Raw genomic sequence first — 13,485 nt, 5'->3', positions numbered from 1 at the left:
AAGACGAAAGACGAAAGATAAAAGACGAAAGATGAGAGACTATTATGTAACTTATTGATTTATTGCATTTTCGTTACAAACACACGCTATTAGTAAAGAAAAATGTACAATAGGTAAAGCTTGAAATGTTAAGAGTTACTAATTTTGAGCCGAAAAAGAACTTTAACTGAAACATAATGAAAAGTATCATTAGCATTTTGATTTTGCTATTCAGCATACCGATGCTGGCGCAAAAAGTGAACATCAGCGGGGTAGTGGTAGACGAAAACCAACAGCCCCTACCAGGAGCGAGTGTAACAATAGAGCACGCTCAGAAAGGTACCGCTACTGATTTGGACGGACGCTTCTCCTTAGAGGTTACTCCTACTGATAAAATAGTAGTGAGCTACATAGGATACCAAGCCAAGACCATAGCTGTAGGCAAAACCCGTACCTTTAAAGTATCTCTCGATCCAGAGGTAACACAAATGGAAGAAGTTGTAGTGGTGGGCTACGGTACTCAGCGCAAGAGCGACATTTCTACCGCTGTAGCTTCTGTAAAAATGGCAGACATTGCACAGAGTAGTCCCTCGCAGGTATTGCAAGCCCTACAAGGCAAAGTAAGTGGGGTGCAAATCATCTCGTCTGACGGGTCGGCTACTAGTGGGCTTACCTTCAGAATACGTGGGGTAAACTCTATCACAGGTGGTACACAGCCTCTATTTGTAATAGACGGAGTGCCAATGCCTACCCAAAGGGTAACCAACACCAATCAGGATGTAGCTACGAACCCTCTATTAGGGCTTAACCCCAGCGATATTGAATCGATGGAGATACTCAAAGATGCCGCCGCCGCTGCCATCTACGGTTCTAACGGCTCTAACGGGGTAGTGCTCATCACTACTAAGAAAGGTAAAGAGCTCGCTAAACCTAAGTTTAACTTCAGCTATGCCAGCTCTATAGAGATGATGCCCAGCATACCGCTAAAAGTACTCAGTGCTGAAGACTACGCCCACAAGATGCTCAACTACGCTACGTGGGACAATGTACCTGTAACCCAATTCTGGCAACGTATAATTGCCCAAAAAGAATGGCAGAATCCTGCAGTGAAAGATTGGCTTAAAGAAGTTACACAAACAGGCACTAAAAACGAAGCTAATGGTAGTATTATGGGAGGCACCCAGCAAACCCGCTATATGCTTTCAGTAGGATATCTCAACCAAGAAGGACTTATCAAACGTTCTGCTTTCAACCGCTTCACTTCACGCCTCAATCTCTCACAAAAGATTAACGACAAGATGGATGCAGGTATAAATGTTTCGTATGCTGTTTCTAAGGATAAAAATCCTGTGAGTGATTGGTCTCAAAATGGAGTAGTTCTCAAGGCTTTGCAAACTTCTCCTTTCTTAGACTACCCCGGCTTTGGTACCCTGATGAGTTATCCTAACATTCGCACAATGAGCCCTAAGGTAGCAGTAGACCAAGTGGATATCAATACCAAATACAACGAGCTCAACGCCAATGTATACCTCAGCTATCAACTACTCAAAGATTTGAGTTTTAACACTAGCGCTTCTTACCGTTTGCACACCATTGGTCAAGATCGTTTTTGGGGACCTGACACTTGGTTTGGACAGTCAGAGCGCGGACGTATGGAGCTTTCTAACCGCAACGAAAATAGCTGGGTATACGAAGCCCGCCTACAGTACTCTAAGAGTATCGACAAGCACTACTTCTCGGTTATGGGAGCTTTTGAGGCTAACAAATATAGTACAGACTACACTTACAACAAGTCTACCAACTTTGAAGACACCAAACAAGGTATCTGGGGCATCAATCAAGGTTTAGTAACCTACGCCCCTCTGTATACCTACGATGGCAACCAATTAGTATCCTACATCAGCAGGGCTACCTATAGTTATAATAACAAGTATGTAGCCAATGCCTCGCTCCGTACTGATGGTTCTTCAAAATTCGGCAAAAACAACAAATATGGCTACTTCCCTGCTCTTTCTTTGGCTTGGAATGCCCACGAAGAAGCCTTTATCAAGAAAATAGAATCTATTTCCAACTTGCGTTTTCGCGGTAGTTTTGGTATGACAGGTAACAACCAAATCCCATCTTACCAATCATTAGCTCAATTAGCTAAAAATAAGGTAGTATTAGACGGCAATAAAGTAGAAATAGGGCGTTATACCAGCAACATTGCCAATGATAACCTAAAATGGGAAAGCCAAAAACAATACAATATAGGGGTAGACCTATCTTTGTTTAAAAACCGTTATTCTCTTTCTACTGAGTTGTACTATAAACGCATAGACGATATGCTTTTGGAAGTGAATATCCCTTCTACTTCTGGTTTCCAGAAAGCGTGGAAAAACGCTGGCTCAATGGAAAACAAAGGTTTAGAAGTAAGTCTCAACGCACAATGGTTACGCGAAGGCGACTTCAAATGGACTACCGACTTCAACATTTCTTTCTACCGAAACAAAATCCTTTCGCTTGACGAAGGTCAATATCAGCAGTTTTACGACCGTGGTATCAACTCTAAGATAAAGAGCGATGTACTCTTGCGTGTGGGTATGCCCGTGGGTATCTACTACGGTTATGTAGCCGATGGGGTATTTCACAACCAAAACGAAGTTGATAACGCACAACCAGGCCCTAACGTAACGTTAGGAGGTTTGCGTGTAAAAGATATCAATGCTGATGGGGTGATTGACACCAACGACCGCGTACCTGTAGCTAACGTCAATCCGCTACACACAGGTGGTATAGGCAACACCTTCTCTTACAAAGGGTTTGAGCTTTATGCCTTCCTGCGTTGGTCATACGGCAACGATGTAGTAAACGGTAACGCCTACTACCTAACCGGTACTAAGAATATTGACAACATTACCCAAAGCGTGTACAACAACGTATGGTCAGCACAACACCCTGAGCGCAACTTCCCTTTATTTGGAGGTGGATTCTGGGCTGAGAACGCCTTCCGTAGCGATTTGGTAGAAGACAGCTCGTTCTTGCGTCTGCAAACCCTAACCCTTAGCTACAACCTACCCAAAACAGTTATAGACCCCTACAAACTAAGCAAACTACGCGTAGGGGTAACAGGCACTAACTTGGCTATATGGACGCGCTACTCTGGGTTTGACCCCGAAGCTAACACAGGCTACGGCACTATAGCACGCTTAGCACCAGGCCTTGATATGAGCCCATATCCTCGCCCTACCTCAGTATTATTCTCTGTAGAACTTGGCTTTTAACAAAAATACAAACTATGAAATCACATATCAGCATTATTATAGCAATAGGGATAAGTATAGGGCTTAGCAGTTGTGCCAAGTTCTTAGAAGAAGACCCTAAAGACATTCTGAGCACTCAGAATTTCTATGAAAACGAATTAGATGCCCGTCAAGCGATGAACGGCACCTATAGATACCTAACCGACGAGTACGTTACAGGGCACGGCACCAAACAGATTAGCACCGACCTAACCAAACGTGCCGACTGGGACGAAGGTGGTGGCTTGCGAAACTATAAGTTTGGCGCAGATAACGACTACATCACTCAGATGTGGCAACACCACTATACCGCTATCAAAAACTGTAATTCAGTAATTGATAATGTAACCGAGCACCAAGATCGCATAAACAACTGGGAACGCTATGTAGCTGAAGCTCGTGGTGTGCGTGCTTACCTATACTTCGACTTGGTACGTTGGTTTGGCGATGTACCTTTAGTACTAAAAGAAACCAAATCGCTCAACGACCTAAAGGTAGCCCGTAGCCCTCAGAAGCAAGTGTTCGAGCAAATCATAGCCGACTTTAACTATGCAATGGCACACGTAGCCGAAAAAGGCGATACTAACAACGGCTACCAATACGGGCGCATTAGCAAAGACGCTTGTCGCGGTTTTTTAGCCAAAGTACATCTCTGGCTTGCCTCAGTAGCCACACGCGATGGCAGAGAAATAGTAGGCAGTGCCGCCGAAAACTACACCAAGGCAATGAACTATGCTAAAGAAGTAATACAAAGCGGCCGCTATCAATTAGTAGAATACTATCCTGATGTATTCAACGCTAAAACCAAAGTAAGCGAAGCCCCAAAAGAAGTCATCTGGTGTGTGCAAGGACTAACCGGAGACGACACAGGAACCCTAACAGGTATGGTCTACGGTATGAGAGGTAATGAAAACTTAGGTGGTTCTTGGGATAACATCTCAAGCTCCGACTATCACCGTATGATATACGAACCTTCTGACTCTATACGCCGTCTGTGGAACTGTCCCCGTGCACAAGTGCTTGACAACGGCAAGATATGGGGCTGGGATTACCGTATCTATTGGGATACACGTGCCGACCAAAAACTCAGTGAAGCCACCGAAAATAATAACTGGGTAATGTGGAGCATTGGCAAATTCCGCCGCTTCCCCTTAGCCGATACCTCATCTTACAACTACAAAAACTTTGGTATGGACGAACCGTTATTGCGCTTTGCCGATGTACTACTTATCTATGCTGAAGCCTATAACGAAGTAAACCACTCACCAGGTGCCTACACACCATCGTCTAACCTTACACTCAATGGCACCAATGTACAAAGTGCTTACGATGCTGTAAACTTAGTGCGCAAACGGGCGCGAATTTCTAACAAAGCAGGCGGACGTGTAGTGCACCGCGATGCCCTTCCTCGCGACTTAGACAGAAGCCATATAAACGCTATAGACAACGTAGTACCCGATTGGAAAACCGCTTCGTATGGTTATGATTACGCTGGCAGCGACCTTTATACTGCCAAACATTACACTAACGACTATACAGCCTTCCGCACCGAGATACTCAACGAGCGCGCACGCGAATTAGTAGGAGAAACCACCGACCGTTGGTGCGACTTAGTAAGGCGAGGCATCTTAGTACAAGCTCTACAAAACTGGCGTATCAACAACCCCTTTATCAGCAGCGAAGAACGCCGCATACCAGCCCCTGCTGCCCCCGAAAATATACGTCCTTACCATCAGCTATTGCCCATACCGCTTAGCGAAATAGACGCTAATAAAAACTTAACACAAAACCCAGGATATTAGTAAAAATGAAAACACAAATATTATTAATTAGTAGCTTGCTACTCATAGCTTGCTCTAAAGACGAACCCGAAACGGTAAACCTATCAGTTAGTGCCAATAAAACCCAAGTAAGAATAGGCGAACCAGTTACTTTTAGCATACAGCACAATGTAAACGCTCTTAGCATCTACACAGGCGAGGCAGGGCACAACTACCAAAAGAGCATAGACTACGTGCTACGCGGAAAAAGCTCAGCCGAACTACAAGAGCACAACTATCGCCCTACCGACCCTGAAGTGAAACACTATCAGGTAGACTTTAGCACCACCGAAATAGGAAGCACCACCTTAGCAAACGGCACTTTTGAAATGCGCAACGCCAATAGCGGCGACAACTTAGTAGGTAGCCAAGCAGAAGTAGTAACCGATGCTACTATAGGCAAAAAAGTGCTAAAGGTAAACGCCCAGCACCCTAATTGGTGGTACGAAGCCTTACGCCTAAACGTCAATACAAAAGTAGGAAGCAATAAAAAGATGACCCTACGTATGAAGTATGCTACCACTATCCTAAAGAGTGCTAACGACCAAAGCGAGCACCCCGAGGAAAGTAAATTCCCCATCGTGATACGTGTAGCAGGTATAGCACAAGGCGAAACAGCTGTTACCTTTAAAGACGATACTGTTTGGGATTTGACCATTACCCCTAAAACCGAGTATACCGACTACACTTTCGACATCGGTCGCACCATAGAAGCGTGGGAAAGCGCCGTGAATAAGAAGATGGCTACCCTATCTTACATACAAGTACTCTTTACTACTGTAGGAGCAGGCATCGGCTACATAGGTGATTACTACGTGCAATCAGCATCTTTTGGAGCCATAGACTACTTTCCGTTTGATACAGGAAAAGGCATCACCATCACCGATAATTCAGGTATAGCCCACTACACTCATACCTATACACAAGCAGGTACTTACGAAGTGGTAGTAATAGGCAACAGCAGTGGTTTCAAAAGCTATAAAGGCGATGGATACAAAACCGATGTAGGTGCTGTAAGTGCAAACGAGTACAAATACAACAACGAATATCGCACTATTAAAATTACTGTAACACCGTAATAATTACAAATGACGGGTTGCGAATGATGATTTTCGTTAATTGTCAATTGTTTAATATTTTTGCACTCTAAATAAAAAATGAAACTGACAAATGAATAGATTGATAAAGCTCTTGCGAATCCTGCTATTGTGGCATTTTTTCTTTTCTCTCTCTTTCACAGAAAGTTTGATGGTGAGACTACAAGCGCAAGAAACTTTCCTTTTCCACCATCTTACTCGTAATGAAGGCTTGTTGCACGACAACGTTACTTGCATTGCTCAGGATTCGTTGGGCTTTATTTGGCTGGGCACGCATCGCGGTCTGAACCGTTTTGATGGCTATTCGCTTGATGCTTATAAGTATGAGAAAGACCCTATCAACTCGGTGTACTACAACCGTGTGTACAGTTTGCAACCTATGGGGCGTTACCTTTGGGTAGCTACCGAAGCAGGAGTAGCTTGCTTTGATATACACCTCAAACAGTTTGTCAATTTCAAAATAGACGACCCTCTTGATTTGGCTTTCTATACCAAAGTAAAACTCTTACAAAAAGGTACAAACAATGAACTTTGGCTTTTGAGTGAAAACCAAATTAGGCGTGCTAAGATAGTGTGGAATCAACACGAGAAGACACTTACGCTGAAAACATTGCCTATTGGTACTGCCTCACAACTCTCTACTTTGCAACTCAATCCGCAAATAGCGGTGAGCGAGAAAGGAAAAGTTTGGCTTTCAGGTTTTCCTTGGTTATCGGCTTACGTTCTTGAAAAAGGCACACTAAAAGCCCTACCCGAAAAGGTGAACAACATAGGTTCGGGTATCGTAAAGATGCTCTATACCGATGGTTATTTATGGGTGATTTACCGTGATAGTTTGGTGAAATACGCTTGTAATTCTAACAACACCTATACTATAGTTGCTAAAAAAGAATTTGCTTTAAATGAACATCTGCTTTCACTGGATGTAGGTAACCAATACGTATGGGTTGTGAATGAAGAGAGTATCTTTCAGTTAGATAAAAACACGCTCAACTTGCTAAAAACACATAGCCATTCACCTTCCAATCCGTATTCAGCAAGCAATCATATCAATAGTGTGTTCTTAGACAAGGACAGTAATTTGTGGGTATCGGCTTGGTCTAATGGCGTATCCTACAGCAGCACGCGCGATGCGTTCTTCAAAACAGTATGGATAAAACCCCAAAGTAAAGTGGGGTCGGAATTTGTGAGTACAATGCACTATGACCCCGATGGTTATGTGTATATAGGCAATAAGTTTGGAGGAGTTATTCGTTTTGATGCCCGCAAACAGCAATTAGAAGAACCTTATTGCAATGCTCCCGAACTTTCACCTAACGTTACGAGTATTCAGAGCGATAAGGCACTCTTGTACGTATCGGTTCGCGAACGTGTGTTTGTAATTGATAAACAGAATAGACGCATCATCAGTTCGTTTCAAGCGCAGTGTAAAGATTATATTTTTGATATCAAGTTTGATACCTTTCAACGTTTGTGGATTACTACCTATTCTGGTTTGGAATGCTTTGAGGAGCGGAACGGGCAATGGCAAAATATCTATGCCTTTACCGAAGCAACTCCCGAACCTCGTAGGTTATCTACTAACAAGCTCCACAAAATATATGTGGATAAAGCTAAAAATGAATTGGTGATAACCTCGGTAATGGGCTTAAACCGATTGCAACTTAATGCTAAAGGTGAAGTAGTGCGCGTGCTCAAATACACTGCCGATACTCAAACCCCTCACAGCTTGAGTAGCAATTATCTTTGGGCAATTGATAAAGACAAAGATACTTATTGGATAGGCACTATGGGCAGCGGGCTTAACAAGGTTATCTTCACTGATAACGCTAACGGAACCCCCACCTATACTTCCGAACATTACGGCATAGATGAAGGTGCTACCTCTAATGATATCGAAAGTGTAGAGGTAGATGCTTTTGGCAATGTATGGTGTGGAGGTTTCTATTTGAGTTTCTTTGACGCAAAGCTAAAGCGTTTTGCAGCTTTCAACAATAGTGATGGATTGCAAGGACATAGTTTCGGTACAGCTTCCTCTTGCAAAGATGCTGAAGGGAATTTGTACTTTGGAGGCTCTCACGGCTTTAACTATTTCAAACCTCAAGCGCAAATACCTGTATCGGCAAAACTGAAAGCACATTTTAGTAGGTTTGAGAATAATGGGAAGGTTGTCAATTCGGCTATAGAGTTTACTAACACTCTTACTATAGGCTATCCTAACAACAACTTTTCAGTTTATTTCACAACGCTTTCTTACAAAGCACCTCAGCACCTGCGCTATCGTTATAAACTTGAAGATTACGACACCGATTGGCACTATATCGCTGCGAATACCGAAGTACCCCACGCTACCTATCAAAAACTACCTTATGGCACCTATAAACTGTTAGTAGAGGTAGGCGATTGGCAACAGTGGAGCGGAGAGCAAACCGAGCTTATAGTAGTTTCTAAACCTCCTTTTTGGCTCACGTGGTGGGCATATTTGTTGTATGCAATCATTTTAGTCTTGCTGCTATTTATAGGGTTTCGTTACTTTATGCGATGGACGCAAATGAAGCATACCATTGCTGTACAAGAGGAAAAAGAACGCCATAAAGAAGAGCTTATGCAAATGAAAATGCAGTTTTTTACAGATGTCTCTCACGAGTTCCGAACACCTCTTACCCTAATGAGCCACGCAGTGACTGAAATTGAAGAGGAAATGCCTACCAATAAGTATGTGCATACTCTTAAACGCAATACGGGCAAGCTCAGCAATATGGTGAACGAACTCCTTGAAATGCACCGTATGGATGTGTACACCCCTCAATTAAGAGCTAATTACATTTCAGTAAATAGCTACGTACAATCCATCTACAACGAGTTTAAAGAGTGGGCAAAGCAAGTGACTATAAGACTGCAATTAACACTGCCTGAACAAGAAGTGAAGTTGTGGTTAGACGAGAAGTATTTTAGCAAAATACTTTCTAATATTCTCTCTAACGCCATTAGGTATTCCAATGCAGGAAGCACTATAAGGCTATCAGTATCAGTAGGGAACTTAAACGAAGTCTCTCCGCTATACAGAAATGTTTTTGAGAACACTACACGCACCTTAGCGGGCAAACAACTCATCGTGAAAGTACAAGATGAGGGGGTAGGACTTGAAAAAGAAGCTTTGCCCAAAATCTTTGAACGCTTCCATCGTGTAGAGGGATTAGGACAAAAAAGAGTAGGTTCGGGCATCGGACTTTCTTTGGTAAAATCATTAGTTGAAGCACATCGCGGCGGGATTATCATTAGCAGTAAGCCCAATGTAGGTACCGAAGTCATCATCACTTTTTCTATGAACGATAGTTACTTATTGCCCGAACAGAAATTGCAAGACAGTACTTTTCATCTAAAAGAATACTTATCGGACTATGCGGTTGAGTATGAACACATAGGCGAAGAAGAGGACGAAATGTTAAATTTGCCCCAAGAAGATAAACCTACCTTGCTTTTAGTAGACGACAATCACGAGGTACTGATGATACTCAAAAACATCTTTATCAAAGAGTACAACATCATTCTTGCCTCTGACGGCGAACAAGCGATTGAGAAGTGCAACCAGCATTTTCCTAATTTGGTTATATCGGATGTGATGATGCCTAAAGTTGACGGATTTGAGCTCTGTGCTATCTTGAAAAAGAACCTGCAAACCTGCTTTATCCCTGTGATATTGCTCACCGCAAAATCGCAAATAGAGTCGCAAATAGAAGGAATTGAGTTAGGTGCTGATGCCTACCTCACCAAACCTTTTGATGTGAAACTGCTCAAAACCAATGTGCGCAACTTGCTCAACAAGAGCAAACAGCACGCTCCTATTGAGAATATCCGTCAGAAAGTGATTGATAAAAAACAACAAGAACTATTAGATAAGCTCACTCACTTGGTAGTGACCAATATGCAAAACCCTCATTTCTCGGTAGATAACCTCTGCCTTGAACTTGGTATGAACCGCACTAAGTTATACAGCTTTGCCAAACAAGCTACCGAGCTTACCTTAGCGAACTACATTCGCAAAATACGCTTAGACAAAGCTGCCGAACTACTCAAAACCACCGATAAACTTATCAGTGAAGTGTGTTACGAAGTAGGAATTGATAGTCCGTCGTATTTTACAAGAGCTTTTAAAGAACAATTTGGGGTATCCCCCTCAGAATATATTTCAGGTAAGAGATAAGAAACTAATGACTAAAAACATACAAATGAAAAGAATATTTGCTTTTATTACTTTGTGCAGTTCGCTATGGGCAAACGCACAGCAGCCCACTGAAATCACCCTATTACCTAATGAACAATGGTGGGGTGGTTTTACAGGTGTAGGCAAAGAGATGCCTTACCAACCTTCAGCACGTGTGTACAACCTGCGTACTGAAAACTTCAATAACCAGTCAGTGCCCTACCTGCTGTCTAACAAAGGTAGGTATATAGCTGCTGATACCCCCTTTGCCTACCAATTTCAAGAGGGAAAGATAGTCATCACGCCATCGCGCGGCACCGTGAGTTGCCAGAGCAGCAAGGGCAACGACCTAAAGAGTGCCTATCAAGCTGTTAGCAAACAGTATTTCCCACCTTCGGGTACTATTCCTCCTGAAGTATTCTTTACTAAACCTCAGTACAACACGTGGATAGAACTCATCTATAACCAAAATCAAAAAGATGTATTGGCTTACGCCCAAGCTATTATTGATAACGGTATGCCTACCGGCGTGATAATGATAGACGACAATTGGCAAAAAGACTACGGTGTATGGCAATTTCGCCCTGATAAATTTCCTTCACCTAAAGAAATGATAGCTAAACTACACCAAATGGGTTTTAAAGTGATGGTGTGGGTATGTCCGTTTGTATCGCCTGACAGTCAAGAGTATCGTTTTTTGCGCGACAAAGGCTATTTAATAAAGAAAAAAGGTTCGCATACCCCTGCTATTCTCGATTGGTGGAATGGGCTGAGTGCTTGTTATGACCTTAGCAACCCCGATGCTTTCAAGCACTTCGTAGGTGAACTACAACAGCTACAAAAAGAATACGGCATTGATGGTTTTAAGTTTGATGCAGGCGACCCCGAACGCTATTTGGCTGAAGCTATAGAGGTTTTCGACCAAAAATCTTACGACACCGAGCAAACCTATTTATGGGGAAAATTAGGCTTAGCCTTTCCTTACAACGAGTTTCGCGCTTGTTGGAAACTCGGCGGACAGCCCTTAGTACAACGTTTGGGCGATAAAAGCTACTCTTGGAATGGCGTCGCACGCCTTATTCCTGATATGATAGCTGCCGGTCTGAACGGCTATGCCTATGCCTGTCCTGATATGATAGGAGGTGGCGAATACGGTAGTTTTCTGAATGTAGACCCTACTAAATTCAATCAAAAACTTATCGTGCGGTCGTGCCAAATACACGCTATGATGCCTATGATGCAATTCTCAGTAGCGCCTTGGCGTATTCTTTCCAAAGAAAATTTAGACATCTGCATAAAGTACGCCAAATGGCACGAGCAGCTGGGTAGCTACCTCATCGAGCAGGCAAAACAATCGGCTAAAACAGGCGAACCTATAGTGCGCAGTATGGAATACGCTTTCCCAAATCAGGGGTTTGCCGACTGCAAAGACCAATATATGCTGGGCGATAAGTATTTAGTGGCTCCCGTAATAACCGAGAGCGACACCCGCACCGTTAAGCTACCCAAAGGCAGTTGGCGCGATGACCAAGGTAAAAAATACAAAGGCGGCAAGACCTATACCCTACAAGTCCCTTTAGACAGACTTCCTTATTTTATTATAAATGAATAAATATCTTTCCTTCTTACTTATCAGCTTATCATTAAGCTGCCAAACACCACAAGAGGTGAAGCATACAGACGCCTCGCCTCTTAATATTGTGCATTACGAACCCACCAATGAGGCAATTATTAACCCCGAAAGAGGCTTCTTAACACACCAAGACCAAAAGAGCGATGGCGATGAACTAACTACTGAAAAGGTAAAAAACTACCGGCAACAGGGCATTAGCCTTATACTGACTGTATACTATATGCAGCCCTTTCGGCAACGCTTACTCTCAGAGGAATTTCTGCACCTTATACGTCGGAATATGAAAGCGGTGCGCGAAGGGGGCGCAAAGGTAGTACTGCGCTTTGCCTACACTGATAGCGAAGCTCAAAAACCTTGGGATGCCGATTGGCATTACACCGAAAAGCATTTGGAGCAGCTACGCCCTATCATACAAGAGAATGCCGATATTATAGCCGTATGCGAAGCAGGTTTTGTGGGCGTATGGGGTGAATGGTACTATACCGACCACTACGGTTATCAGCCAGCCGACACTCCTACCGCTTATAACCCCAGAAAACAAGTGCTTAAGAAGCTGCTCAACATTCTCCCTACTGACCGTATGATAGCAGTGCGCAACCCCAAAGCTAAACTCTACACGCAAAGTATAAGCATAGCCGACACTCTGACCGCTCAGACTGCTTATAAAGGAAGTGATTTGGCGCGTATAGGCTTTCACAATGACTGCTTTCTAGCTGATGATGACGATATGGGCACCTATCATCACCTAAGAGAGCACCGCCAATACGTAGCCCACGAAACCCAATACACCGTAATGGGAGGCGAAACCTGTCAGCCCTCAGCCTTTACTGCTTGTACTAATGCCCTACAGCAATTGGCTACCTACCACTTTAGCTACCTAAATATTGATTATCATCAGGGAGTGATAAAGCAATGGAAGCAACAGAAGTGTATAGACGAGATAAAAAAGCGTCTCGGCTATCGTTTTGTGCTAACCGAAGGCAGTTTTAGCGGGTATAATAGTACTGAAAGAGTGCTAAAAGTATCGCTTAAGATAAAAAATGAGGGATTTGCAGCTCCTTTCAATCCGAGAAAGGCAGTATTGGTATTAGTATCAGAGAAAAATCCTAAAGAAAAGTATCGTTTCAATCTCAATACCGACCCACGTCTATGGGCAGCTGGCAAAACGACTACTATTGCGGCTGAAGTATCTTTACCAAGCTCTCTACGCAAAGGCAAATACACGCTATATCTACATTTGCCAGACCCCTACCCTACCCTATACGACCGCCCTGAGTATAGTATTCGCTTAGCAAACAAAGACCTTTGGGACGCCCAAACGGGATACAATACTTTAGCAGTACTAAATATAGAGTAGAAACATCGTCTTTCCTTCGCCAGATACTCGGCTGCGCCAGCTCGCCGACTTTCCTTCGGTGATCCTTCGCTCTGAGTATATGAGATAATAAGGAAAAAGCTATGATATATGTAC

At 43.2% G+C, this 13,485-nt stretch carries 6 protein-coding genes; all 6 read left to right on the top strand.

The window, feature by feature from the left end; all coding sequences use genetic code 11:
• The first annotated feature begins 176 nt into the window (after nt 1–176).
• The 6 genes from C8P65_RS02280 to C8P65_RS02255 all read left to right on the top strand — a co-directional run bounded on the left by C8P65_RS02280 (nt 177) and on the right by C8P65_RS02255 (nt 13,371).
• The gene (locus C8P65_RS02280) at nt 177–3,242 is read left to right on the top strand and encodes a SusC/RagA family TonB-linked outer membrane protein (RefSeq protein WP_107780947.1); all 3,066 of its coding nucleotides are present in this window, start codon (nt 177–179) and stop codon (nt 3,240–3,242) included.
• 14 nt (nt 3,243–3,256) lie between these two features.
• On the top strand, nt 3,257–5,062 hold the full coding sequence (locus tag C8P65_RS02275; protein WP_107780945.1) for a RagB/SusD family nutrient uptake outer membrane protein: 1,806 nt from the start codon (nt 3,257–3,259) through the stop codon (nt 5,060–5,062).
• Nucleotides 5,063–5,067: 5 nt separating this feature from the next.
• Nucleotides 5,068–6,159: a DUF5017 domain-containing protein gene (locus C8P65_RS02270; RefSeq protein WP_107780943.1), complete on the top strand. Its 1,092-nt coding sequence runs from the start codon at nt 5,068–5,070 to the stop codon at nt 6,157–6,159.
• Between the two features lie 91 nt (nt 6,160–6,250).
• Nucleotides 6,251–10,381 (top strand): response regulator, encoded by a 4,131-nt coding sequence (locus C8P65_RS02265; RefSeq protein WP_107780941.1) that lies wholly within the window; start codon nt 6,251–6,253, stop codon nt 10,379–10,381.
• A 25-nt stretch (nt 10,382–10,406) separates the two neighbouring features.
• Complete coding sequence (locus C8P65_RS02260; RefSeq protein WP_107781160.1) at nt 10,407–11,993, top strand: glycoside hydrolase family 31 protein; 1,587 nt, start codon at nt 10,407–10,409, stop codon at nt 11,991–11,993.
• Nucleotides 11,986–13,371 (top strand): DUF4832 domain-containing protein, encoded by a 1,386-nt coding sequence (locus C8P65_RS02255; protein WP_107780939.1) that lies wholly within the window; start codon nt 11,986–11,988, stop codon nt 13,369–13,371. Before C8P65_RS02260 ends, C8P65_RS02255 begins: the two co-directional genes overlap by 8 nt.
• Nucleotides 13,372–13,485: the final 114 nt, after the last annotated feature.

Origin of the sequence: Capnocytophaga leadbetteri, from assembly GCF_003054025.1 — a bacterium.
GTDB lineage: Bacteria > Bacteroidota > Bacteroidia > Flavobacteriales > Flavobacteriaceae > Capnocytophaga > Capnocytophaga leadbetteri.
The sequence above is the reverse complement of the archived record's forward strand: the minus strand, read 5'-3'. Positions and strand labels throughout refer to the sequence as shown.